This is a genomic window from Streptomyces sp. NPDC046860 (assembly GCF_040645115.1).
In the GTDB taxonomy this organism is placed as follows: Bacteria; Actinomycetota; Actinomycetes; order Streptomycetales; family Streptomycetaceae; genus Streptomyces.
Genome location: NZ_JBEYXQ010000001.1, coordinates 369,284 through 393,588 on the forward strand (window position 1 = coordinate 369,284; position 24,305 = coordinate 393,588).

Sequence of the window (24,305 nt, forward strand, 5' to 3'; positions counted from 1 at the left end):
TGATGGCCAGCGAAATCTGTGGGGATGCCCGTGCGTGAATACCTCCTGACGCTCTGCATCACGGCCGCGGTGACCTACCTGCTGACAGGGCCGGTACGGAAATTCGCGATCGTGGCCGGAGCGATGCCGGAGATCCGGGCCCGGGACGTGCACCGGGAGCCCACTCCGCGGCTCGGCGGCATCGCCATGTTCTTCGGACTGTGCGCGGGCCTGCTCGTCGCGGACCACCTGGAGAACCTCAACGAGGTCTTCGTCAACTCCAACGAGCCCCGCGCCCTGCTGTCCGGGGCCGCGCTGATCTGGCTGATCGGCGTGCTGGACGACAAGTTCGAGATCGACGCCCTGATCAAGCTGGGCGGCCAGATGATCGCCGCCGGTGTGATGGTCGTGCAGGGTCTGACGATCCTGTGGCTGCCGATCCCCGGTGTGGGCCTGGTCGCCGTCACCCAGTGGCAGGGCACGCTGCTGACCGTCGCCCTGGTCGTCATCACCATCAACGCGGTCAACTTCGTCGACGGCCTGGACGGTCTCGCGGCCGGCATGGTGTGCATCGCCACCGCCGCGTTCTTCATGTACGCCTACCGCATCTGGTACGGCTACGGCATCGAGGCGGCCGCGCCGGCGACCCTGTTCGCGGCGATCCTGATGGGCATGTGTCTGGGCTTCCTGCCGCACAACATGCATCCGGCGCGCATCTTCATGGGCGACTCGGGATCGATGCTCATCGGCCTGGTGCTGGCGGGCAGCGCCATCTCCGTCACCGGGCAGGTCGACCCGGACCGGCTGAACCTGTTCTCCGGCTCCGAGCGCAGCACCGTGCACCAGATGGTGCCCGCGTACATCCCGCTGCTGCTGCCGCTGACCATCATCGCCATCCCGGCCGCCGACCTCGTGCTGGCCATCGTGCGGCGCACCTGGCGCGGCCAGTCGCCGTTCGCGGCGGACCGCGGCCACCTGCACCACCGGCTGCTGGAGATCGGCCACTCGCACAGCCGGGCCGTGCTGATCATGTACTTCTGGTCGGCGCTCATCGGCTTCGGCGTGCTGGCGTACTCGGTGAACTCGGCGTCGATGTGGATCGTGCTCGGCGTGGTCTTCCTCAGCGCCATCGGCCTGGTGATGCTGCTCCTGCCCCGCTTCACCCCCCACGCCCCACGCTGGGCGGAACGCTTCGTCCCCCCGCGCTACCGAAGGTACGAAGAGCCCCCGGAGGAGTCCGCCGAGGAGTCCCCCGAGGACACCCCGGCCCTCACAGAGCCCACCCCCACCGCGGCAGCCGTACCCGGCGTCAACGGAGCGACGGCCCTCGGCGCCCGCTCCCGCGCCGCCAAGGACGGCAAGGTCAGGATCTGAGGACCATGTCCGAGCGCCTCCGGGAGCCCGTAAAGGGTTTCCCGGAGGCGCTCTTGGCATGCCGGGCAGGTGGCCGTCCGGTGCGATGCAGACCGGCGTCCGGACCGTCACAAGGTAAGAATCTGACTAGAGCATTGCCAAGTCGTGGGGGAGCAAAGTCCCCTAATACCAGACAAGCCCACCCGGTTCCCGCACATGCGCGCACCATCACTCTCATGCGTGACGTCTGGCACACCCCCAGGTAAAGACTGCATCAAATAGTTTGTGATACGGTTCACGAGAACCCGGGACAGAGCCGGAGACCGTGAAGCGACGGTCCGACGGCGTGAGACTTTCCGTACTCGGACCGGGACTACGCTCGTCCATGACGACACCCTGCCCCCTTGTGAAAGCGGAGTTGCCGCCATGCCGTCCAATGACGTCCGGATTCTTGCCCAGGCCGCCGTGCCCACGGCTGCCGTCGGCGCGATAGCCGCCGTCGTCAGCGGTGTTGTCGTCGGCGGCAAGGGCGCGGTCGGGGCCGTCGTGGGCACACTGATCGTCATCCTCTTCATGGGGATCGGTCTTTACGTTCTCCAGCGCACCGCCAGGTCCTTCCCGCAGCTGTTCCAGATGATGGGTCTGCTGCTCTACGCGGCCCAACTCCTGCTGCTGGTCATCTTCGTGGGCCTGTTCAAGAACACGACCCTGTTCAACCCCCGTGCCTTCGCCGTCGTTCTGGTGGTGGCCACCCTGACGTGGATCGCCGCCCAGGCGCGTGCCCACATGAAGGCGAAGATCCTTTACGTCGATCCCGACGCGTCGTCGAAGGAAGACAAGTCCCAGAAGACGGACCGTTCGTCATGAGGGGTAGGGCCGGGATAAAGGCGCGGGAGAGATCCTGCTATCGTCCGGTGCCAACTGCGGCATCGCGGGCGCGGGCATCCGAGCTGACGCCTGTTCCACTGCGAGGCTAGATGCCCCCCGGCCGCCCCCACATCCGTAACACCAGTCCCGTGCCGAACCGCGGCCGTACGCCGCGCCGACACAACGAGGTTGCCGTACCTATGCGCCACGATGAAGGAGCCCGCGGTGAGTGCTGAGCCGACGCAGACGCTCGCTTTCGACACGAGCTGCCACCTGTTCTCCGGGTGCGGCTTCCCGGCTCCGGGCCTGCACTCGTTCCTGTTCAAGCCGCTCTGGGGCGACGCGGACAGCAGCCTGTACTTCAACAAGCCGATGCTGCTGGCGCTGCTCGGTTCCATCATCGTCGTGGTCTTCTTCTGGGCCGCCTTCGCCAAGCCGAAGGTCGTCCCGGGCAAGCTCCAGATGATCGCGGAGTCCGGCTACGACTTCATCCGGCGCGGCGTCGTCTACGAGACGATCGGAAAGAAGGAAGGCGAGAAGTACGTACCCCTGGTCGTCTCGCTCTTCTTCTTCATCTGGATGATGAACCTCTGGGCGATCATTCCGGTCGCGCAGTTCCCGGTCACGTCGATCATCGCGTACCCGATCGGCCTCGCCCTCATCGTCTACATCCTGTGGGTGTCGCTGACGTTCAAGCGGCACGGTTTCGTCGGGGCGTTCAAGAACTTCACCGGCTACGACAAGTCGCTCGGCGCGGTTCTCCCGCTGGCCATGCTGATCGAGTTCTTCTCGAACCTGATCGTCCGCCCCTTCACGCACGCGGTCCGGCTCTTCGCGAACATGTTCGCGGGTCACACCCTGCTGCTGCTCTTCACGATCGCCAGCTGGTACCTGCTGAACGGCATCGGAATCGCGTACGCCGGCGTGTCGTTCATCATGACCATCGTGATGACGGCTTTCGAGCTGTTCGTCCAGGCCCTTCAGGCGTACGTCTTCGTGCTCCTGACGTGCAGCTTCATCCAGGGCGCGCTCGCCGAGCACCACTGAGCATCCGCCAACCCCCATCCCCTGAGACGTCCGGTGGCCCAAGTCCACCGGTCCTTGAAAGAGAAGGAAGAACTGGCATGACCCAGACTCTCGCCGCTGTCACCGGTGACCTCAAGGCCCTCGGCTCCATCGGCTACGGTCTCGCCGCCATCGGCCCCGGCGTCGGCGTCGGCATCATCTTCGGTAACGGCACCCAGGCTCTCGCCCGCCAGCCCGAGGCTGCCGGCCTGATCCGCGCCAACCAGATCCTCGGCTTCGCCTTCTGTGAGGCGCTCGCCCTGATCGGTCTGGTTATGCCGTTCGTCTACGGCTCCTGACTCGACCGCCGCACCACTAGACGGAAGGCACTGATATGAGCCCCCTGGTTCAGCTGGCGGCTGAGGAGGCCGAGAACCCCCTCATCCCGCCGATCCCAGAGCTCGTCATCGGCCTGATCGCCTTTGTCATCGTCTTCGGCTTCCTCGCCTGGAAGCTCCTCCCGAACATCAACAAGGTTCTGGAGGAGCGCCGCGAAGCGATCGAGGGCGGGATCGAGAAGGCCGAGGCCGCGCAGACCGAGGCTCAGAGCGTCCTCGAGCAGTACAAGGCCCAGCTCGCCGAGGCCCGTCACGAGGCCGCCCGGCTTCGCCAGGAGGCTCAGGAGCAGGGCGCCACGCTCATCGCCGAGATGCGGGCCGAGGGCCAGCGTCAGCGCGAGGACATCGTGGCCGCCGGTCACGCCCAGATCGCGGCCGACCGCAAGGCCGCCTCGGCCTCGCTCCGCCAGGACGTCGGCAAGCTCGCCACCGACCTGGCCGGCAAGCTCGTCGGTGAGTCCCTCGAGGACCACGCCCGGCAGAGCCGTGTGATCGACCGCTTCCTCGACGAGCTCGACGAGAAGGCCGAGGCCACGCGATGAACGGAGCGAGCCGCGAGGCCCTGGCAGCCGCACGGGAGCGTCTCGACGCCGCCACGGACTCCCCGTCCGTGGACGCCGCGCAGCTCGCCGACGAGCTGGCGGGTGTCACCGCGCTGCTCGACCGCGAGGCCGGCCTGCGCCGGGTCCTCACCGACCCGGCGCAGCCCGCCGAGGCGAAGGCCGAGCTGGTGCAGCGCCTGATCGGCGGCCAGGTGAGCGGTACCACCGCCGACCTGGTGGCCCAGATGGCCCGGTCCCGCTGGTCGCAGACCCGCGACCTGGTGGACGCGACGGAGGAGCTGGCGGAGATCGCCGACCTCACCGCCGCGGAGAAGTCGGGCACGCTGGACGACGTCGAGGACGAGCTGTTCCGGTTCGGCCGGATCGTCGCCTCGCACCCGGACCTGCGGGCCGCGCTCACCGACCGCGGTGCCGACACCTCGGCCAAGGTCGAGCTGCTGCACCGGCTGCTGGGCGGTCGGGCCAAGCCCGCCACCGAGCGTCTGGTCACCCGGCTGGTCACCCAGCCGCGTGGACGTAGCCTGGAGTCGGGACTGGAGTCCCTGTCCAAGCTGGCCGCCGAGCGCCGTGACCGGCTGGTGGCGACCGTCACCTCGGCCGTGCCGCTGAGCGAGACCCAGAAGCGTCGCCTGGGCGACGCCCTGGCGAAGCTCTACGGCCGCCGGATGCACCTCAACCTGGAGGTGGACCCCGATGTCATCGGCGGTATCCGCGTCCAGGTCGGTGACGAGGTCATCAACGGCTCCCTGGCGGACCGGCTGGACGACGCCGCCCGCCGTATGGCGAGCTAGTAACACAACGTAAGACGTACTTACGGCCCTGGTTGGGCCGTGCAGAGGATTCACCTCGTTCAGGGGGGAGTCCGGAGTCCAGACATCCCCCCAAAGTGAAACTTCGGGCCCAACAAGGAGAGCAGGGAACCCAGATGGCGGAGCTCACGATCCGGCCGGAGGAGATCCGGGACGCACTGGAGAACTTCGTCCAGTCGTACAAGCCGGACGCGGCCTCGCGCGAGGAGGTCGGTACGGTCACCGTCGCCGGCGACGGCGTCGCAAAGGTCGAGGGTCTCCCCTCGGCCATGGCCAACGAGCTGCTGAAGTTCGAGGACGGCACCCTCGGTCTCGCCCTCAACCTCGAGGAGCGCGAGATCGGTGCCATCGTTCTCGGCGAGTTCAGCGGCATCGAGGAGGGCCAGCCGGTGCACCGCACCGGAGAGGTCCTCTCCGTCGCCGTCGGCGACGGCTACCTCGGTCGTGTCGTCGACCCGCTGGGTCAGCCGATCGACGGCCTCGGCGAGGTCGAGACCGACGGCCGCCGCGCCCTCGAGCTGCAGGCCCCCACGGTCATGGAGCGCCAGTCGGTGCACCAGCCGATGGAGACGGGCTACATGGCGGTCGACGCCATGACCCCGATCGGCCGCGGCCAGCGCCAGCTCATCATCGGTGACCGCCAGACCGGCAAGACCGCCCTGGCCGTCGACACGATCATCAACCAGCGCGACAACTGGCGCACCGGCGACCCGGAGAAGCAGGTCCGCTGCATCTACGTCGCCATCGGCCAGAAGGGCTCCACCATCGCCAGCGTGCGCCGCGCGCTGGAGGAGAACGGCGCGCTGGAGTACACGACCATCGTCGCCGCCCCGGCGTCCGACCCGGCCGGCTTCAAGTACCTGGCGCCGTACACCGGTTCCGCCATCGGCCAGCACTGGATGTACCAGGGCAAGCACGTCCTGATCGTCTTCGACGACCTGTCGAAGCAGGCCGACGCCTACCGCGCCGTGTCGCTGCTGCTGCGCCGCCCGCCGGGCCGCGAGGCGTACCCCGGTGACGTCTTCTACCTGCACTCCCGTCTGCTGGAGCGCTGCGCGAAGCTCTCCGACGACATGGGCGCCGGCTCGATGACCGGTCTGCCGATCGTCGAGACGAAGGCCAACGACGTCTCGGCGTTCATCCCGACCAACGTCATCTCCATCACCGACGGCCAGTGCTTCCTGGAGTCGGACCTCTTCAACGCCGGTCAGCGTCCCGCGCTGAACGTCGGTATCTCCGTCTCCCGAGTCGGTGGTTCCGCCCAGCACAAGGCGATGAAGCAGGTCTCCGGCCGACTGCGCGTGGACCTCGCCCAGTTCCGTGAGCTGGAGGCGTTCGCCGCCTTCGGTTCCGACCTGGACCAGGCGTCCAAGAACCAGCTGGAGCGCGGTCAGCGCATGACCGAGCTGCTGAAGCAGAACCAGTACCAGCCGATGTCCACCGAGGACCAGGTCGTCTCGATCTGGGCCGGTGGTACGGGCCGCATGGACGACGTGCCGGTCGACGACGTGCGCCGCTTCGACAAGGAGCTGCTGGAGTACCTGCACCGCAGCCACCAGGGCCTGATGACCTCCATCAAGGAGGGCGGCAAGCTGTCGGACGACACCCTGCAGGGCATCGGTGACGCGATCGCGGAGTTCAAGAAGCAGTTCGAGACCTCGGACGGCAAGCTCCTCGGCGACGACACCCCGGCCGCTGCCGCCAAGTGACGTAAGGAAGGGACCTGACTCATGGGAGCCCAGCTCCGGGTCTACAAGCGTCGCATCCGATCCGTCACCGCGACCAAGAAGATCACCAAGGCGATGGAGATGATCGCCGCCTCGCGTGTCGTCAAGGCGCAGCGCAAGGTGGCGGCCTCCAAGCCGTACGCGGATGAGCTCACCCGCGCGGTCAAGGCGGTCGCCACCGGGTCGAACACGAAGCACCCGCTCACCACGGAGGCCGAGAACCCGACCCGTGCCGCGGTCCTGCTCCTCTCGAGCGACCGCGGTCTGGCCGGCGCCTTCAACTCCAACGCCATCAAGGCGGGCGAGCAGCTGACCGCGCGCCTCGAGCGCGAGGGCAAGCAGGTGGAGACGTTCATCGTCGGCCGCCGCGGTGTCGCGCACTACAACTTCCGCGAGCGCAAGATCGCGGAGTCGTGGACGGGCTTCACCGACGAGCCGACGTACGGGGACGCCAAGAAGGTCGCGGCGCCCCTGATCGAGGCCATCGAGACGCCCGACGCGGACGGCGGTGTGGACGAGCTCTACATCGTCTTCACGGAGTTCGTGTCGATGATGACGCAGACGGCGGTCGCCGAGCGACTGCTGCCGCTGAGCCTCGACGAGGTCGCGGAGGAGAAGGCCGGCGACGGCGAGATCCTCCCGCTGTACGACTTCGAGCCCTCGGCGGAGGACGTCCTCGACGCCCTGCTGCCGCGCTACGTGGAGAGCCGCATCTACAACGCGATGCTCCAGTCGGCCGCTTCGAAGCACGCCGCCACGCGGCGCGCGATGAAGTCGGCCACCGACAACGCGGGCGAGCTGATCAACACGCTCTCCCGTCTTGCCAACGCGGCCCGCCAGGCCGAAATCACCCAGGAAATCAGCGAGATCGTCGGTGGCGCCAGCGCCCTGGCCGACGCGACCGCGGGGAGTGACCGATAAATGACCACCACTGTTGAGACCGCGGCGGCCACGGGTCGCGTCGCCCGCGTCATCGGCCCGGTCGTCGACGTGGAGTTCCCCGTCGACGCGATGCCGGACATCTACAACGCCCTCACCGTCGAGGTCTCCGACCCGGCGAAGCAGGGTGAGAAGAAGACGCTGACCCTGGAGGTCGCCCAGCACCTGGGTGACGGCCTGGTCCGCACCATCTCCATGCAGCCCACCGACGGTCTGGTCCGCCAGTCCGTCGTGACGGACAGCGGCGACGCCATCTCCGTCCCGGTCGGCGACTTCACCAAGGGCAAGGTGTTCAACACCCTCGGTGAGGTGCTGAACGTCGACGAGAAGCACACCGGTGAGCGCTGGCCGATCCACCGCAAGGCGCCGAACTTCGACGAGCTCGAGTCGAAGACCGAGATGTTCGAGACGGGCGTCAAGGTCATCGACCTGCTCACCCCGTACGTCAAGGGCGGCAAGATCGGCCTGTTCGGCGGTGCCGGCGTCGGCAAGACGGTGCTCATCCAGGAGATGATCTACCGCGTCGCCAACAACCACGACGGTGTCTCCGTGTTCGCCGGTGTCGGTGAGCGCACGCGTGAGGGCAACGACCTCATCGCGGAGATGACCGAGTCGGGCGTCATCGACAAGACCGCGCTCGTCTTCGGTCAGATGGACGAGCCGCCGGGCACCCGTCTGCGCGTCGCGCTGGCCGGCCTCACCATGGCCGAGTACTTCCGTGACGTCCAGAAGCAGGACGTGCTGTTCTTCATCGACAACATCTTCCGCTTCACGCAGGCCGGTTCCGAGGTCTCCACGCTGCTCGGCCGCATGCCGTCCGCCGTGGGTTACCAGCCGAACCTGGCCGACGAGATGGGCCTCCTCCAGGAGCGCATCACCTCGACGCGCGGTCACTCGATCACCTCGATGCAGGCGATCTACGTCCCCGCGGACGACCTGACCGACCCGGCCCCGGCCACCACGTTCGCCCACCTCGACGCGACGACGGTTCTCTCCCGTCCGATCTCCGAGAAGGGCATCTACCCGGCCGTGGACCCGCTGGACTCCACGTCCCGCATCCTGGACCCGCGGTACATCGCGCAGGACCACTACGACTGCGCCATGCGCGTCAAGAACATCCTGCAGAAGTACAAGGACCTCCAGGACATCATCGCGATCCTCGGTATCGACGAGCTGGGCGAGGAGGACAAGCTCGTCGTCCACCGTGCCCGTCGCGTGGAGCGCTTCCTGTCCCAGAACACCCACGTCGCCAAGCAGTTCACCGGCGTGGACGGTTCGGACGTTCCGGTGGACGAGACCATCGCCGCGTTCAACGCGATCTGCGACGGTGAGTACGACCACTTCCCGGAGCAGGCGTTCTTCATGTGCGGTGGCATCGAGGACCTCAAGAAGAACGCGAAGGAGCTGGGCGTCTCCTGACCCCCGCGCTCCTGGCCGGGGGGCGGGCACGTCCCGCCCCCTCGGCCAAGCCCACTAGAATTGACCCCGACACCCGGCACCACAGCCGGGTGGTGATCCGAGGAGCCAACCTTGGCTGCTGAGCTGCACGTCGAGCTGGTCGCCGCCGACCGCCAGGTCTGGTCCGGCGAGGCCACCCTGGTCGTCGCGCGCACCACGTCCGGCGACATCGGCGTCATGCCCGGTCACCAGCCGCTGCTCGGTGTGCTGGAGTCGGGCCCGGTGACCATCCGCACCAGCGACGGCGGAACCGTCGTCGCCGCGGTGCACGGCGGGTTCATCTCGTTCGCGGACGACAAGCTGTCGCTGCTGGCCGAGGTCGCCGAGCTGGCGGAGGAGATCGACGTCCAGCGCGCCGAGCGCGAGCTGGAGCGTGCGAAGGCGGACGAGGACGCGGACGCCCAGCGCCGCGCCGATGTCCGTCTGCGGGCGGCGACCGCCGCGCGCTGATCCATCGCGCCGTATGACCCATCATTCAGCCGCGGCCGGCCCGGAGCATTCCGGTGCCGGTCGCGGCTGAGGTGAATCCGGGTGTTTTTCCGGTTCCATTACCTGGCTCTGCGGTTTCATTACCCTGAGCCGAAGCAGTTCCACTACTGGGAGACGAGGAGGTCGGTGTCGATGGTCCTCGCTCTGACTGTGTGCGGAATCGTGGTCGCGCTCGTGGTGGTGGGTCTGTTCCTGTTCGGCCTGCGCCGCAGGCTGATCCAGCGTTCCGGCGGCACCTTCGACTGCTCGCTGCGGTGGGACGTGTCGGAGCGGTCGGACGTGAACGGCAAGGGCTGGAGCTACGGCGTCGCCCGCTACAACGGCGACCGCATCGAGTGGTTCCGGGTCTTCTCCTACGCCCCGCGCCCGCGCCGGGTCCTGGAGCGCTCGCGGATCGAGGTGGCCGGACGCCGGCTGCCCGAGGGCGAGGAGGAACTGGCGCTGCTGTCCGACGCGGTGATCCTGGCCTGTGTCCACCAGGGCGTCCGCCTCGAACTCGCCATGAGCGAGGACGCGCTGACCGGGTTTCTCGCTTGGCTGGAAGCAGCCCCGCCCGGACAGCGAGTGAATGTGGCGTAGCCACATTCACTCGCTGGGTGGGGGTCCCCCCGGACGAAGTCTGGGGGAGCGTCAACGTCGCTTAGGGGGTCAGGCCCCCGAACTTCCCTACGAAATGCCGTTGCTGAGGGCCGTCACGAGTTCACCGTTGCTGGTGTCCCCGGTGAAGTCCCAGAAGAACGCGCCGCCCAGGCCCTGGTTCTTGGCCCAGCTCATCTTGCCGGCGATGGTCGACGGGGTGTCGTAGGACCACCAGTTGCTGCCGCAGTGGGCGTACGCGGTGCCCGCGATCGTGCCGGTGACCGGGCAAGAGCCCTTGAGCACCTTGTAGTCCTCGATGCCCGCCTCGTAGGTGCCGGGCGCGGCTCCGGTGGCGGTGCCGCCGGGGGCGTCCTGGGTGACACCGGTCCAGCCGCGGCCGTAGAAGCCGATGCCGATGAGGAGCTTGCTCGCCGGGACGCCGGCCGCCTTGTACTTGGCCATCGCGTCGGCGGTGGTGAAGCCCGCCTTCGGGATGCCGCTGTACGAGGTGAGCGGGGAGTGCGGGGCCGTCGGACCCTTGGCGTCGAAGGCGCCGAAGAAGTCGTAGGACATGACGTTGAACCAGTTCATCGACTGCGCGGCACCCGCGTAGTCGGCAGCCTCGATCTTGCCGCCGCTGGAGCCGTCCGCGGTGACCGCGGCGGTGACCAGGTAGTTGGCGCCGAACTTGGAACGCAGGGCGGACGCCACGTTCTTGAGGGCGGCCGAGCCGCTGGTGTCGCAGGACAGGCCGCAGGCGTTGGGGTACTCCCAGTCGATGTCGATGCCGTCGAAGACATCGGCCCAGCGCGGGTCCTCCACCAGGTCGTAGCAGGACTGGGCGAACGCGGCCGGGTTCTTCGCCGCCTCGCCGAAGCCGCCGGACCAGGTCCAGCCGCCGAAGGACCACAGCACCTTGATGTTCGGGTACTTGGCCTTCAGCTGGCGCAGCTGGTTGAAGTTGCCGCGCAGCGGCTGGTCCCAGGTGTCGGCGGTGCCGCTGACGGACTGGTCGGCGGTGAACGCCTTGTCGTAGTCGGCGTAGGAGTCGCCGATCGCGCACTTGCCGCCGGTGACGTTGCCGAAGGCGTAGTTGATGTGCGTGATCTTGGAGGCGGAGCCGGACGTCACGATGTTCTTGACGTTGTAGTTCCGGCCGTAGATGCCCCACTCGGTGAAGTAGCCGAGCTTGACCTTGTCGCCGGTGGCGGGCGGCGGGTTGGTGCCGCCGCCGGTGGTGCGCACGGCGGTCGAGCCGCTCGCCGGACCGGTCTGGTCGGCGGTGTCACGGGCCCGCACGCTGTAGGAGTAGTCGGTGCCGGCGCTCAGGCCGGTGTCCGCGTACGAGGTGGTGGTGACGGTGGCGACCTTGGTGCCGTCGCGCAGCACGTCGTAGTTCTTGACGCCCTTGTCGTCGGTGGCGGCCGACCAGCTCAGCTTCACCGAGGTGTCGGTGACGGCGGAGGCGGTGGGCTTGCCGGGGGCGGAGGGCGCCGCGTCGCCGGGGACCGTGGTGCCGTCGCAGCTGTCGCCGTTGAGCTTGCAGTTGGCGGGGGAGCCGGTTCCGGCGCCGTTGAAGGCGAAGGAGACGGAGGAGCCGGGGGCGACCGAGCCGTTGTACGACTTGTTCTTCGCCGTCCAGTGGGTGCCGGAGGAGGTGACGTCGGCGTCCCAGGCGGAGGAGACGGACGTGCCCGAGGGGAAGTCCCACTCGATCGTCCAGGAGCTGATGGCCGTGGTGCCGGTGTTCTTGACGGTCCACTTGCCCTCGAAGCCGCTGCCCCAGTCCTGGGACTTCACGTAGGTCGCGGTGACGTTCGTGGCGGCCTGGGCTGGGGCGGCGAGGCCGACGAGGCCGGCCAGGGGGAGCAGCAGGGTCACGGCACCCGCCGCGACTCTGTGTCTGAAGCGCATGTGCGCCTCCCTCGATGTCGGGGGGAACTTCAGGAGGCATGGGGGGCATGACTGAGCCTTCACGCCCATGCTGCCGCGAGAATAGAAAGGTCTGGACCAGCGGTCAATAGGTCTGGACCATTTGTTCCGCAATTCGACTTAACCTCAACTCGCGTGTGACTCAGGGGGTTTGAGGAGACGCGAGAGACCCGGCGGATGCCTGCCGACGGCTCGGCGGGGCGCCGTATCGTGGCCGCTCATGAGTGACTCGGCGAGCCCCACCACCGTCCTGGTCGTGGACGACGACGCGGCGATCCGCCGCTCCCTGGAACGCGGCCTGAGGCTGAACGGCTTCCGCGTGCGCACCGCCGCCGACGGCACCGCCGCGCTCGCCGCCGTCGCCCAGGAGCCGCCGGACGTGCTGGTGCTGGACGTGTCGATGCCCGGCCTCAGCGGCATCCAGGTGTGCGCCCGGCTCCGCGAGGAGGGGCGCGAGCTGCCCGTGCTGATGCTGTCCGCCCTGGACGAGACCGCCGACCGGATCGCCGGGCTCCAGGCGGGCGGCGACGACTACCTCGTCAAGCCCTTCGCCCTCCAGGAACTCGTGCTCCGCCTGCGCGCCCTGCTGCGCCGCAGCCCGCCCGCGGGCCGCGAGGTGCTGCGCGAGGCCGGGACCGAGATCGACCTCGGCGCCCGCACCGCCCGCCGGGACGGCCGCCTGCTCGACCTCACCCGGCGCGAGTTCCAGCTCCTGGAGGTGCTCATGCGCAACGCCGGACTCGTCCTCACCCGAGACCAGCTCCTCGAACGCGTCTGGGGCTACGACTTCGAGGTCCGCACCGACGCCGTCGACACCTTCGTCAGCTATCTGCGCCGCAAGCTGGAGGCGGGCGGCGCCCCCAGGCTCGTCCACACCGTGCGCGGCGTCGGCTTCGTGTTCCGGGACGCGTCATGAGGCTCTCCACCCGAGTCGGCCTCGCCGTCGGCTGCACCGTGCCGCTGCTGGTGCTCGCCTCCGGCTGGCTGCTGACCCATCTCGTCGCGCGCGACCTGCACCGGGCCGGCGACCAGCACCTGCGGCAGCGCGCCACCGCCATCGCCCCCGACGCGCGGGCCCTGCTGCGCGCCTCCGCCGGAGACCGCCCCAAGGTCGCCGACCTGCGCGAGCGGCGGCTGTTCAGCGCCGCCCTCGACGTCGGCGTACGCGTGCAGGGGCCGGACGGCGTCTTCAGCGGCGGCCCGCAGCCCGGCCCCGCCGCCCGGCTGCCCGCGGCGGCCACCGGACCGGTCACCGTCCGCGACGGCGCCCGGAGCTGGCGCGCGCTGGCCCGGCCCGTGCGCGGCGGCACCCTGTGGGTCTTCGCCCCCGACACCGCCGACCGGGCGCAGGTGCTGCTGGTCCGGCGCCGGGTCGTGTTCACCGCGCTGCTCGCCGCCCCCGCCTCCGGCGTGCTCGCCTGGGCGCTGGCCGGAGGCGTGAGCGCCCCGCTGCGCCGCCTCACCCGGCGCACCGCCGGTCTCGACCCGCGCACCAGCGGCGTACGGCTGGAGCCGGAACGCACCGGCGTCACCGAGGTCGACGAACTCAGCGCCACCCTGCGCACCGTCCTCGCCCGCTACGACGAGCAGGCCGCCCGCACCGCCGAAGCCCTCGACACCGCCCGCTCCTTCTCCTCGGCCGCCGCGCACGAACTGCGCACCCCGCTGATGAGCATGGGCACCAACCTCGACGTCCTCGCCCTGCCCGGCCTGCCCGCCCCGGACCGGGACGACGCCCTGGCCGACCTGCGCCTCGAACACGCCCGCCTGCTGCACCTGCTCGTGATGCTCCGCGAACTGGGGCGCGGCGACCTGGTGGAGGCCGAGACCTTCGACACCGTGGACCTGGCGGACCTCGCGGACGCCGCCGTGGCCGAGGTACGGCGCCGCGACCGGGCCGCCGACATCACCCTGGACGCCGAACCGGGACTCACCGTGCCCGGCTGGGAGCCGGGCCTGCGGCTGCTGCTGGACAACCTGCTGGCCAACGCGCTCGCCCACGGCCGCGATCCGGCGGGCCTGGCGCGGATACGGGTCCAGGTGCGGCGGGCCGGGGAGCGGGCGGTCCTCGTGGTGACCGACCAGGGCCCCGGCATACCGCCCGAGTCCCGGCAGCGGCTCTTCGAGCGGTTCCAGCGCGGCCCGGACAGCACCGGCTCCGGCCTCGGACTCACGCTCGTCGCCCAGCAGGCGGCCCTGCACCGGGGCAGCGTCGAGGCGGCAGCCGCCCCGCACGGCACCGGTGCCCGCTTCGAGGTGCGCCTCCCCCTGGACGGCACCGGGGAGGTCGGGCGGCGGGACTGGCTCATCGGCACGGCGGCACCCGGCGGGTCCACGGCCGGGACGAACCGGTCACAGGGTTTCCCCAAAGACGCCTCCTAGCCTTCCGGGCGACGGAGGGGCGCCACGCCCCTCCCGGACGTGAACGGAGACGCACATGGACGCACGACGACGCACCCGCACCCTCCTCGCGGGCCTGGCCGCCGCGGCGGTGCTGGCGGGCTCGGCCGGCGCCGCGTCCGCGGCCGACGCCACACAGGGCGCGAAGCCCTCCGGCGACGGCGCGCACGCGCTGTGCAAGCGGGCCCCGAAGATCGACAAGCGGATCGACCGCGCCCTGAAGCGGCTCGACGCGGGCAAGGCCCGGCGCGGCTCGGTCGCCCGGCTCCAGCAGCGGGTGGACAACGCCAAGAAGGCCGGCCACACCGAGATCGCCACCTTCCTCCAGGGCCGCCTCGACCACCGCGAGTCGCTGAAGAAGGACCTGGCGGAGCGCAAGAAGGACCTCGCCGGGGTCAAGACCTGGTGCGAGAAGAACGACGACGGCAAGAAGGACGGCGGCAAGTGAGGCGCGGCCTCCGACGAGCGGCGGCGGCCGTCGCCCTGGCCGCCCTCGCGGCCCTCACCACCGCCTGCGGCCACGACGACGCCGCCACACCGTCGAGCACCCCTTCCGGCTACGCCGACATGAAGCAGAAGGTCGACGCGGCCGAATCGGCGGCCGCCGCGGCCGACAGCGACGCCACGAGCGACGCGGACCGCTAGGGCGGAAGGGGGCGGGGGGACGTCTCGTGGACGTCCCCCCGCCCCCGTACGCGGTGCTAGCGCTCGCCGCCCGGTACCCACAGCACGTCCCCGGTCTCCTTGTTCGCCGTGCGGGCCAGGATGAACAGGAGGTCGGAGAGGCGGTTGAGGTAGGTCGCGGTGAGCGGGTTCATCGTCTCGCCGTGCGCCTCCAGGGCCGCCCAGGTGGAGCGTTCGGCCCGGCGGACCACCGTGCACGCCTGGTGCAGCAGGGCCGCGCCAGGGGTGCCGCCGGGCAGGATGAACGAGCGCAGCTTCTCCAGCCGCTCGTTGAACCGGTCGCAGTCCGCCTCCAGCCGGTCCACGTAGAACTGCTCGACCCGCAGCGGGGGATACGCCGGGTCCTCCACCACGGGCGTCGACAGGTCGGCGCCCACGTCGAACAGGTCGTTCTGCACCCGGGTGAGCACCGTGACGACCTCCTCCTCCAGCCCGCCCAGCGCGACGGCGGTACCGATGACCGCGTTCGCCTCGTTGGCGTCCGCGTACGCGGAGATCCTCAGGTCGGTCTTGGCGGTCCGGCTCATGTCGCCGAGGGCGGTGGTGCCCTGGTCGCCGGTCCTGGTGTAGATGCGCGTCAGATTGACCATGCGGCCAGCGTAGTGAGCTTCGCCGGGACCTGGGGATGGGGCTCAGGCGGCCCTGCGGCGGCGGGCGGCGGTGAACAGCGAGGCGCCGGTGGCCAGGACCGCGGCGGCTCCGGCCGCGTACCAGGCGAGCGGGCCCGCGCCGGTGGAGGCCATGGAGCCGCGCGGGGCGGGGTCCGGAGCCCCGGTTCCGGTGCCGCCCGCGGCGGACGTGCCCGCGGAGTCCTGGCTCCCGGCCGTGGAACCGGTACCGCCGGCGGAGCCCGAGCCGCCCGAGCCGCCCGTCGAGCCGTCGCCGCCCGGGGCGGGGACGGAGCCGTCACCCAGCTTGCCGTCCACGGTGACGATGACAGCGGCGGTGTTGTTCTTGCTGTTGTCGTCGCTCTCCGGCCGCGTCAGCTTCACCGAGCCGGGTGCGAGGGCGGAGGGCTTGTCGATGCGCAGGCCGAAGTCGTACGACGTGAGCTGACCGACCTCGAACCAGGTGTCGTCCACGTCCTGATAGCACCAGTAGACCTGGGCCCCGGACTCGCCCATCGCCTTGCACCGTTCGGGGACATCGACAGCCGTGGTGCCCGCGGGAACGGTGACCTGGACGATGACGCCGGGGTCGTCGCCTCGGTCGCTCCCGTACCACTGCCTGAAGACGGCGGCCCCGTTGTTCCGTACGCCGAGCTTCGCCCGCACCACCTGTCCCGCCTTGCCGTCGACGGAGGTGCCCAGCACTTGGAGGTCGAGTGTGTTGTCGGCCTGGACGCTCGCGGAGGCTCCACCGCGCTGGAGCAGGCCGGGTCCCGAGGGCCTTTCGCTGAGGTTCAGTCGGGGGCCGTCGCCGCGGTGACTGTGGGAGAGCTCCGGGTAGGAGGGGCGCTCCGCGCTCACGGTGACGCCCCACCGCTCGGCCAGCGCGGTGCCGTCGACCTTGAAGGGGAAACTGCCGACGTCGTAGGCGTGGCCCGGTTCGACCGGGGTCTCGACGTAGCAGCGCGCTCCGCTGCCGTACCCCTCGTCGCCGTACTCGCAGTTGCCGAACTCCTTGGTGAAGGACAGCCCCGGACTGAGTGAGGCGCTGACCCAGACACCGTCGAGCCCGCGGGCGCTGTACTGCGTGAAGCCGGCCGTCGTGCCCAGCACCGCGCCGGGCTTCACACCGGAGACGTCCTGCCCGTGGCGGTCCGTGACCGGGCCGATGTCGGCCACCGCCGCCTTGATCCCGGTCTTTCCGATCACCGCTCCGTTCTTCTCGGCCGTGATCCGGATCTGTCCCGAGAAGCCGGGGCGCGCGGCCGCCAGTGTCCGGAGCCGGAAGTCGATACCCCGCATATGGCCACCCGGCGGGACCGGCCGGCCGTCGTCGAGCTTCTCGCTGTCGCAGACGAGGACCGACTCACTCCTGCTGACGCAGGGCGTGGGGGTGTCGGACGCCGACAGACTCAACTGGCCCTTGAAGGCGGAGGCGTCGATCGTGACCGTGAAGTCCTTCAACGGCTGTGAACTCGTGTTCACGGCCGACGTCCAGAGCGGGCTGGTGTAGCCGCCGTCGGTGTACGGCTCCACGTTCACCGTCTTGCCGTAGTCGGAGAACCTCAGCGTCTCCGGGGCCTCGTCGGCATGGCCGGCGGGTGCCGCGCCCAGGGTCAGCAGTCCCACCGCGACGGCGGTGGAGCCCGCCCTGAGGGCGTGTCGGGGCATGGATCGCAGCACGGGACTCCTTCGGGCAGCCGGACGACCGGGTTGTCGGCCGAGCGACCGACCAGACCGCCGCCGCGGACAAACGGTTGTACGCGGAGGCCCCCAACTGCACTGCTGCGCGCCCGAACTGACCCGCCACCGCGGACGTGACCGGCGTCTCACCCCGTGAGACCGTGACACGCATTACTTACCGTCCTCAACCGGTCGGCGGAGCGCTAGTGTCCGCCGAGAGGAACCATAAACAGCGCGTAAGGGGAGTCGGAGTGGCAGGGAAGCTCGCCGTCATCGGGGCCGGTCTCATGGGGTCCGGCATCGCCCAGGTCGCCGCGCAGGCCGGCTGGGACGTGGTCCTGCGCGACGTCACCGACGAGGCGCTCAAGCGGGGTCTCGACGGCATCCGTGCCTCGTACGACAAGTTCGTCGCCAAGGGCAAGCTCGACGCGGCCGACGCCGAGGCCGCCCTGGCCCGCATCACCCCGACCACCGAGCTTGAGGCGGTCGCCGACGCCGACATCGTGGTGGAGGCGGTCTTCGAGAAGCTGGAGGTCAAGCACGAGATCTTCCGCGCGCTCGACAGGATCGTGCGCCCGGACGCCGTGCTCGCCTCCAACACCTCCGCCATCCCGATCACCAAGATCGCGGCCGCCACCGAGCACCCCGAGCGCGTGGTGGGCGTGCACTTCTTCTCGCCGGTGCCGATGATGCGGCTGGTCGAGCTGGTCCGGGGCTACAAGACGAGCGACGAAACCCTGGCCACCGCGCGGGAGTTCGCCGAGTCGGTCGGCAAGACCTGCATCGTCGTCAACCGCGACGTCGCCGGGTTCGTCACCACCCGCCTCATCTCCGCCCTCGTGGTCGAGGCCACCAAGCTCTACGAGTCGGGCGTGGCAACCGCCGAGGACATCGACCTCGCCTGCAAGCTCGGCTTCGGGCACGCGATGGGACCGCTCGCCACCGCCGACCTGACCGGCGTCGACATCCTGCTGCACGCCACCGGCAACATCTACACCGAGAGCCAGGACGAGAAGTTCGCCCCGCCGGAGCTGATGCGCCGGATGGTGGACGCCGGTGACATCGGCCGCAAGAGCGGGCAGGGCTTCTACACGTACTGATCGCGTCCGGGTCGCACCCCGATCCCGTACGCGATCCGCACAACCGCCCAGGGGGATCACCCCCGCGGGTGAATTCGGTATCGGTTCGCTTACAACCAGCAACCGGATCGACACTCACACAGTCAGACGGTGCACAGCACCGTGACGAAAGAACGCCACTCGCACTCAACGGGGAGCGCATATGCACATCAGGGGCGACCACGCCGAGCTGGTCGTCGGGGGCCGCCTCGACGTCCGCAGCGCGGCGGACGCCCGTACGGCCCTGCACGCGGCGCTCGACGCCGGGACCGGTGATCTGGTGCTCGACCTGTCCGAGCTGGACTCCTGGGACGCCACCGGTCTCGGGGTCATCATGGGCGCCCACCGGCGCGCGGGCCGCTGCGGCCGCCGCCTGGTGCTGCGCCGGGTGCCGCCGCAGATGCAGCGTCTGCTGGTCGCCACCCGGCTGCACCGCATCCTCGCCATCGAGGGCGGCGTCGGCGTGGAGTCCCTGCCCCGCGTGTGAGCGCCCGGCACCGGGCGGGCTCCAAGTCGTCCCGAACCGCGCGTCGCGCACAATCCTCGCCGGACCGTCATCTCCCGGATGTCTCGGACCGGTCGGTACCCCGCCCTGTCGGGGACACCGCCTGACGGTTTAGGGTTCGGTCGCCCGCCGCCTCGTGAAACCGCGAGCGGGCCCGGACCACAGGCGACAGCGCGATGTGCGGCAGGCCGGGAGGGGCCGAGGACGGCACACGACGCTTTTGGGGGCTGGAACCCATGGACCCGATACTCCCGGGAACCGAGGACCACGGTCAGGCACCGAGCCGCCGTCCGCCGCGGGACCCCCTCACCGCCGAGTTCGCCCCGGGCGGCCCCGTGCCCGCCCGCACCACCCGGCTCGTCTGCGGCGACTTCCTGCTGACCGTCAACCCCGTCGACGGCGGCGAGATAGAACCCTGCCCCCCGCACCAGCGCCCCGACAGCCCCGCCCGGCGCACCCCGGCCGGCCGCGCCGAGCACGAACGCGCCGCGCTGCCGCCCGCCCCGCCCGGGGCCCGGCTCCCCGAGACCGAGCTGCTGGAGCGCCAGGAGACCCGCGAGCGCCTGGTCCGGCTGCTCACCCGGGGCCGCACCGTCCGCCTCACCGGCCCGGGCGGCTCCGGCCGCAGCGCCCTGCTGGACCTCGTCGCCGAGGACTGCGCCGACCTCGCCCCCGACGGTGTGGTCCGGCTCGACGGCCTCAACCGCACCCCCGACGACCTGCTGCGCGACCTCTTCCACACCGTCCACGACGCCCCGCACCACCGGCTCCAGCCGGACGAGCTGCGGGAGGCGGTCGGGACGATCGGCGCGGTCGTCGTCGTGGACGACCTGGAGTGCGGGGGAGCCGCCCTGGCGGAACTGCTGGACGCCGCCCCCGAGTGCGCGTTCCTCCTCGCCGCCACCCCCGACGCCCCCGCCCCCGCCGCCAGTGACATCGAGGAGGTCGGCCTTCCGGGCCTCGACCGCGCGGCCGGGGCGGAGATCCTGGAGCGCTCGGTGGGCCGGCCGCTCACCGAGGAGGAGGCCGTCTGGGCCGGGGACCTCTGGTTCGAGTCCGAGGGCCTGCCCCTGCGCTTCGTCCAGGCCGGCGCCCTGCTCCGCCAGCGCGAGCAACTGCGCGCCAGCGGCGGCGTCGTCGACGAGTACGGCGTCTTCGAAGACGTACGCGCCCCCGCCGACGCCGTGCTCGACCGGCCGCTGGAGGAAGAGGAGGCCGAGGAGGTCCCGCTGCCCTCCCTCGCCGAGGCCGCCGCCCCCGCGCCGCTGCTCGCCTCCCGGCTCAGCACCTCCGCCCGCGACGCGCTGCGCCTCGCCGTGGCCCTCGACGGCGAGCTGCCGCACCCGGCGCACCTGCCCGCCCTCGTCGGCGACACCCACGCCGACGCCGCGCTCGGCGAACTCCTCGGCTGCGGACTGGTCTCCCCGGCCGGCCCCCGCTACCGCCTGGCCGCCGGGGTCCGCGCCCAGCTGGAGGCCGCCGGATACGACGAGGACGCCTCCGCGCAGGCGCTCACCGCCGCCCGGCACTACGCCTGGTGGGCCGCCCACCCCTCGGTCACCCCGGAGCGGGCGTGCGCCGAGGCCGACGCGGTGCTGGCCGCGCTCGAGGCCGTCGTCCCCGGTACCGAACCCGCCGCCGAAGGCGAGGACGAGCCGGCCTGCGCGGTCCGGCTCGCCCACGCCGCCGCCGCTGCCTTCGCCGCCGGACTGCACTGGACCGCCTGGGAGCAGGCGCTGCACGCCGGCTCCGAGGCCGCCCGCCTCGCCCAGGACCCCGCCGAACGGGCCTACTTCCACCACGAGCTGGGCATCCTCGCGCTGGTGGCCGGTGAACTGGACCGGGCGCGCGCCGAACTGGAGGCGTCCCACGGGCTGCGCACCGCGCTCGCGGACAAGCGGGGCACCGTCGCGGGCCGCAGGGCGCTCGCCCTGGTCGCCGACCGCAGCGGCGATCTGCCGGGTCTCGCCGCGCTGACGGCCGAGGACACCCCGGCGTCCCGCACGGCGACGCTCGCCCCGGTCCCGGCCGCCCACCCGCCCGCGTACGGCTTCGGGGACGAGACCGTGGTCGGCCGGGGCTCCGGCACGGCGCAAGGGCGCGGCGGGGTGCGGGCCATGGCCCGGCGCAACCTGGTCGCCGCCGGGTCCGGCGCGCTGCTGGTCGCGGTGCTCGGCACCGTCGTGACCCTCGGCATGGCCTCGGACGAGGGCGCGGGGCGCAGTCCGGCGAGCGAGGTGGGGGGCAACCCGTCCGCCACCCAGGACCTGGACGACGGCAACCTGGGCGCGGTCCCGCGCGGGGACGAACCGGCACCCGCCCGCGCCGCCACCAGCCACCCCGTCACGCCCGGCCCCGGCGCCGCGACCTCCGACGCCCCGGAGCCGTCCACGAGCGCGGGGACACCGACCGCCGGCCCGACGGGCACCAAGGGCAGCGGCGGCGGCAAGCAGTCCGCCACGCCGCCGCGCGGCGGGTCCGGCAAGCCGTCGGGCAGGCCGACCGGGACGACCAGCCAGTCGCCGTCCCCGACCGGCTCCAGCCCGTCGCCGTCCTCGAAGCCGACCGGCAGTCAGACGCCCACCGGCGCCCCCAGCACGCCCCCGACGACCTCGACCTCGGCCAGCGGTCCCACCGTGACCGGGCCGGCGTCCGCGTCCGGGGCGGCGACCCAGAGCGCCGGCGCCGTGCCCACGGTGATGTGAGCCGGGCTCAGAACAGGCGGAGCTTGTCGTCCTCGATGCCGCGCATCGCGTTGTAGTCGAGGATCTGGCAGTCGATGCCCCGGTCCGTGGCCAGCACGCGGGCCTGGGGCTTGATCTCCTGGGCCGCGAACACCCCGCGCACCGGGGCGAGGTGCGGATCGCGGTTGAGCAGTTCCAGGTAACGGGTGAGCTGCTCCACGCCGTCGATCTCACCGCGCCGCTTGATCTCGACGGCGACCGTGCCGCCGTTCGCGTCCCGGCACAGGATGTCGACCGGGCCGATCGCCGTCATGTACTCGCGGCGGATGAGGGTGTAGCCCTCGCCCAGCGTCTCGATGCGGTCGGCGAGCAGCTCCTGGAGGTGCGCTTCCACGCCGTCCTTGATCAGACCGGGGTCCACCCCCAGCTCGTGCGAGGAGTCGTGGAGGATCTCCTCCATCGTGATGATCAGTTTCTCGCCCGCTTTGTTGATGACGGTCCACACACCCGCCTCGTCACCCGCGCCCTCCTTCAGCGTGCAGGGCGGCGACATCCAGTTGAGGGGCTTGTAGGCCCGGTCGTCCGCGTGGATGGAGACGCTGCCGTCCGCCTTGACCAGGATCAGGCGGGGGGCCGAGGGCAGGTGGGCGGTGAGCCGGCCGGCGTAGTCGACCGAGCACCGGGCAATGACGAGACGCATGGTCGGCAACGCTACTCGACGCGCACGGGTGCACGCGATTCGCCCGCTCCCCACCCCATGCCCGCAGTCACCCCGGCCCGGTGGGCCACCCCAATTGTCCCTGGAAACTCTTGTTCATCCCTGGCCGATTGTGACCGCAGTGCGACCGTTCCATATACGCATTCTGCTGGTGTCGTCACCGACGGTTGCCTACCGTAGGACAAGGGAGGCCGCGGTGGGGGTACGAGCGTGTCCGGTCTCGCGCACTCCCTCTTTCTGTCCGGCAACCCCTGTCCATCAGGGGTGCGAGAGGAGAACCCATGTCGCTCGACGTCTCACCGGCCCTACTCGAACAGGCCGAGCGAGGCGAGGTCGACGAAGCAGAATTCGTCGACTGCGTCCGGACCTCCCTGCCTTACGCGTGGGAGATGATCAGCTCCCTGGTGGCCCGGCTGAAGGTGGACGGCGGAGAGTTCGCCGACAACCAGACGCCGCCGCCAAACGAGCAGGCGCGCGGCCAGCTGCTGCGCGCGCTCGCCAGTGACGCCATACGCGGCGCGCTCCAGCGCCACTTCGGCGTGCGCCTGGCCTTCCAGAACTGCCACCGGGTGGCGGTGTTCCCGCTGGACCCCGCGGTGGACGAGAGGCTGGCCCGCTTCACCTCGGTGCGCGGCCAGCTACTGAACCAGTCCCCGGAGCTCAGGGACTGCTGACGTACGACGTGCGACGCCCGCTCCGGCGGTCAGCGCAACTGGGGCAGCACCTCGGCGCCCAGACGCCGCAGGTTCTCCTCCGTCGCCGCCAGATCGCCGGAGCCCTCGACCAGCAGGGCGAAGCGGGAGATCCCGGTGCGCTCCGCGGTGGCCGCGAGACGGTCGGCGGCCAGCCGGGGCGTACCCACCGGGTGCAGCCCGCAGAGCAGTTCGGTGTAGGCGTACGGATCGCGCATCGCGCGGGCCCGGCCGTCCACCGTCACATGGGCCTCCAGGCCCTGTTTCAGCCAGCCTGGCATCGCCTTCAGGAGCGTCTCGGCGGCATCGCCGGGGCGGTCCGCGAGCTGGCAGACGCCGGCCGAGACGTGCCCGGCGGCCGCGATCTCCTCGGGTGCCCGCCCCGCCGCGCGCGCGTGGCGCCGCCACAGGGCCACCATCTCGGCCTTCTCCTCGTCCCCGACGTGCATGCCCAGCAGCATCGGCAGCCCCCGCTCGGCGGCCAGCCGCACGCTGCCCGGCGAGGTGCACGCCACCACCACCTCGGGCCCCGGAGCCTCGGTCAGCGCGTCGGCCGGGCGCGGCACCACCGGCACCTCGCGGAAGGCGTACCGCTCGCCCGAGGCGCCGACCGAGGGCTCGCGCAGCCAGCGCAGCAGCAGGTCCAGCGACTCCGGGAACCCGCGCTCGTACGCCCCGAGTCCGGCGCCGAACACCTCCAGGTCCACCCAGGGGCCGCCGCGCCCCACGCCGAGCGTGAACCGGCCGCCGCTCGTGACGTGCAGCAGCGCGGCCTGCTCGCCGAGGGCCACCGGATGGGCGGTGGGCAGTACGCTGACCGCCGTGCCGACGCGGACCCGCCGGGTGCGGCCCAGCAGGAGCGCGGCCAGGGTGACGGCCGACGGACAGGTGCCGTACGGCACGAAGTGGTGCTCGGCCAGCCACACGGTGTCCAGCCCCGCCTCGTCGGCCACCTCCGCCGAGCGCACCGCCCGGTGCAGGGCCTCTCCGGCGCCCTGGCCCGGATACTGGGCCGACAGCACAAAACTTCCTACGCGCATCGCATTTCCCGCTTCCTTGGCTCCGACCGGGAGCTCCCCCGACCGGCATAACCACATGACACGTGCCCAGGACAC

24 protein-coding genes are annotated in these 24,305 nt (G+C 70.9%); 19 read left to right on the plus strand and 5 right to left on the minus strand.

The genetic code is table 11. From position 1 onward, the window contains the following. Nucleotides 1-30 precede the first annotated feature (30 nt). The 11 genes from ABZ898_RS01725 (at nucleotide 31) to ABZ898_RS01775 (ending at nucleotide 10,166) form a co-directional block, all read left to right on the plus strand. A complete protein-coding gene (locus ABZ898_RS01725; protein ID WP_361652271.1) occupies nucleotides 31-1,353 on the plus strand; it encodes an MraY family glycosyltransferase in 1,323 nt (440 codons plus the stop codon). A gap of 405 nt (nucleotides 1,354-1,758) precedes the next feature. After that, on the plus strand, nucleotides 1,759-2,199 hold the full coding sequence (locus tag ABZ898_RS01730; RefSeq protein ID WP_361651692.1) for a hypothetical protein: 441 nt from the start codon (nucleotides 1,759-1,761) through the stop codon (nucleotides 2,197-2,199). A 210-nt stretch (nucleotides 2,200-2,409) separates the two neighbouring features. Next, nucleotides 2,410-3,246, plus strand: coding sequence for a F0F1 ATP synthase subunit A (atpB, locus tag ABZ898_RS01735; protein WP_361651694.1), 837 nt, complete (start codon nucleotides 2,410-2,412; stop codon nucleotides 3,244-3,246). A gap of 77 nt (nucleotides 3,247-3,323) precedes the next feature. Further along, a complete protein-coding gene (locus ABZ898_RS01740; protein ID WP_037721453.1) occupies nucleotides 3,324-3,563 on the plus strand; it encodes an ATP synthase subunit C in 240 nt (79 codons plus the stop codon). A 35-nt stretch (nucleotides 3,564-3,598) separates the two neighbouring features. Further along, nucleotides 3,599-4,144, plus strand: coding sequence for a F0F1 ATP synthase subunit B (locus ABZ898_RS01745; protein WP_361651696.1), 546 nt, complete (start codon nucleotides 3,599-3,601; stop codon nucleotides 4,142-4,144). Continuing rightward, nucleotides 4,141-4,956, plus strand: coding sequence for a F0F1 ATP synthase subunit delta (locus tag ABZ898_RS01750; RefSeq protein ID WP_361651698.1), 816 nt, complete (start codon nucleotides 4,141-4,143; stop codon nucleotides 4,954-4,956). Before ABZ898_RS01745 ends, ABZ898_RS01750 begins: the two co-directional genes overlap by 4 nt. 134 nt (nucleotides 4,957-5,090) lie before the next feature. Continuing rightward, nucleotides 5,091-6,683: a F0F1 ATP synthase subunit alpha gene (gene atpA / locus ABZ898_RS01755; RefSeq protein ID WP_361651700.1), complete on the plus strand. Its 1,593-nt coding sequence runs from the start codon at nucleotides 5,091-5,093 to the stop codon at nucleotides 6,681-6,683. A 21-nt stretch (nucleotides 6,684-6,704) separates the two neighbouring features. Further along, nucleotides 6,705-7,622 (plus strand): F0F1 ATP synthase subunit gamma, encoded by a 918-nt coding sequence (locus ABZ898_RS01760; protein WP_361651702.1) that lies wholly within the window; start codon nucleotides 6,705-6,707, stop codon nucleotides 7,620-7,622. After that, nucleotides 7,623-9,059 carry a F0F1 ATP synthase subunit beta gene (atpD, locus tag ABZ898_RS01765; protein ID WP_361651704.1) on the plus strand — a complete coding sequence of 479 codons (1,437 nt, stop codon included), beginning with the start codon at nucleotides 7,623-7,625 and terminating at the stop codon, nucleotides 9,057-9,059. Nucleotides 9,060-9,170: 111 nt separating this feature from the next. Next, the gene (locus tag ABZ898_RS01770) at nucleotides 9,171-9,548 is read left to right on the plus strand and encodes a F0F1 ATP synthase subunit epsilon (protein ID WP_361651706.1); all 378 of its coding nucleotides are present in this window, start codon (nucleotides 9,171-9,173) and stop codon (nucleotides 9,546-9,548) included. Between the two features lie 171 nt (nucleotides 9,549-9,719). After that, nucleotides 9,720-10,166: a DUF2550 domain-containing protein gene (locus ABZ898_RS01775; RefSeq protein ID WP_361651708.1), complete on the plus strand. Its 447-nt coding sequence runs from the start codon at nucleotides 9,720-9,722 to the stop codon at nucleotides 10,164-10,166. 87 nt (nucleotides 10,167-10,253) lie between these two features. Here the strand turns inward: ABZ898_RS01775 and ABZ898_RS01780 are convergent, their stop codons facing one another. After that, nucleotides 10,254-12,080, minus strand: a complete 1,827-nt coding sequence (locus tag ABZ898_RS01780) for a glycoside hydrolase family 18 chitinase (RefSeq protein WP_361651710.1) — start codon at nucleotides 12,078-12,080, stop codon at nucleotides 10,254-10,256. 238 nt (nucleotides 12,081-12,318) lie between these two features. Here ABZ898_RS01780 and ABZ898_RS01785 point away from each other — a divergent pair, with 238 nt between their 5' ends. From ABZ898_RS01785 to ABZ898_RS01800, 4 genes are read left to right on the plus strand one after another with little or no spacing between them, the layout of a single operon-like run. Continuing rightward, nucleotides 12,319-13,014, plus strand: a complete 696-nt coding sequence (locus tag ABZ898_RS01785) for a response regulator transcription factor (protein ID WP_361651711.1) — start codon at nucleotides 12,319-12,321, stop codon at nucleotides 13,012-13,014. Further along, complete coding sequence (locus ABZ898_RS01790) at nucleotides 13,011-14,480, plus strand: HAMP domain-containing sensor histidine kinase (RefSeq protein ID WP_361651713.1); 1,470 nt, start codon at nucleotides 13,011-13,013, stop codon at nucleotides 14,478-14,480. Before ABZ898_RS01785 ends, ABZ898_RS01790 begins: the two co-directional genes overlap by 4 nt. 55 nt (nucleotides 14,481-14,535) lie before the next feature. Then, on the plus strand, nucleotides 14,536-14,946 hold the full coding sequence (locus ABZ898_RS01795; protein ID WP_361651715.1) for a hypothetical protein: 411 nt from the start codon (nucleotides 14,536-14,538) through the stop codon (nucleotides 14,944-14,946). Then, nucleotides 14,943-15,143 (plus strand): hypothetical protein, encoded by a 201-nt coding sequence (locus ABZ898_RS01800; protein WP_361651717.1) that lies wholly within the window; start codon nucleotides 14,943-14,945, stop codon nucleotides 15,141-15,143. Before ABZ898_RS01795 ends, ABZ898_RS01800 begins: the two co-directional genes overlap by 4 nt. A 56-nt stretch (nucleotides 15,144-15,199) precedes the next feature. Here ABZ898_RS01800 and ABZ898_RS01805 read toward each other — a convergent pair whose 3' ends face one another. Both ABZ898_RS01805 and ABZ898_RS01810 read right to left on the minus strand, forming a co-directional pair. Continuing rightward, entirely contained in the window at nucleotides 15,200-15,772 is a 573-nt protein-coding gene (locus tag ABZ898_RS01805; protein WP_361651719.1) for a cob(I)yrinic acid a,c-diamide adenosyltransferase, read from the minus strand. A gap of 42 nt (nucleotides 15,773-15,814) precedes the next feature. Further along, entirely contained in the window at nucleotides 15,815-17,461 is a 1,647-nt protein-coding gene (locus ABZ898_RS01810; RefSeq protein WP_361651721.1) for a hypothetical protein, read from the minus strand. Between the two features lie 263 nt (nucleotides 17,462-17,724). Here ABZ898_RS01810 and ABZ898_RS01815 point away from each other — a divergent pair, with 263 nt between their 5' ends. From ABZ898_RS01815 to ABZ898_RS01825, 3 genes are all read left to right on the plus strand, one after another. Next, on the plus strand, nucleotides 17,725-18,573 hold the full coding sequence (locus ABZ898_RS01815; protein ID WP_361651722.1) for a 3-hydroxyacyl-CoA dehydrogenase family protein: 849 nt from the start codon (nucleotides 17,725-17,727) through the stop codon (nucleotides 18,571-18,573). A gap of 181 nt (nucleotides 18,574-18,754) precedes the next feature. Further along, nucleotides 18,755-19,078, plus strand: coding sequence for an STAS domain-containing protein (locus ABZ898_RS01820; protein WP_361651724.1), 324 nt, complete (start codon nucleotides 18,755-18,757; stop codon nucleotides 19,076-19,078). A gap of 254 nt (nucleotides 19,079-19,332) precedes the next feature. Next, nucleotides 19,333-21,801, plus strand: coding sequence for an ATP-binding protein (locus tag ABZ898_RS01825; protein ID WP_361651726.1), 2,469 nt, complete (start codon nucleotides 19,333-19,335; stop codon nucleotides 21,799-21,801). Nucleotides 21,802-21,808: 7 nt separating this feature from the next. On the opposite strand, the gene nucS is transcribed toward ABZ898_RS01825, so the two are convergent. Then, complete coding sequence (gene nucS / locus ABZ898_RS01830; protein ID WP_361651728.1) at nucleotides 21,809-22,480, minus strand: endonuclease NucS; 672 nt, start codon at nucleotides 22,478-22,480, stop codon at nucleotides 21,809-21,811. Nucleotides 22,481-22,779: 299 nt separating this feature from the next. On the opposite strand from nucS, the gene ABZ898_RS01835 reads away from it, so the two are divergent. After that, entirely contained in the window at nucleotides 22,780-23,172 is a 393-nt protein-coding gene (locus ABZ898_RS01835; protein WP_361651729.1) for an SCO5389 family protein, read from the plus strand. Nucleotides 23,173-23,201: 29 nt separating this feature from the next. Here ABZ898_RS01835 and ABZ898_RS01840 read toward each other — a convergent pair whose 3' ends face one another. Continuing rightward, nucleotides 23,202-24,230, minus strand: coding sequence for an LLM class flavin-dependent oxidoreductase (locus tag ABZ898_RS01840; protein WP_361651731.1), 1,029 nt, complete (start codon nucleotides 24,228-24,230; stop codon nucleotides 23,202-23,204). Nucleotides 24,231-24,305: the final 75 nt, after the last annotated feature.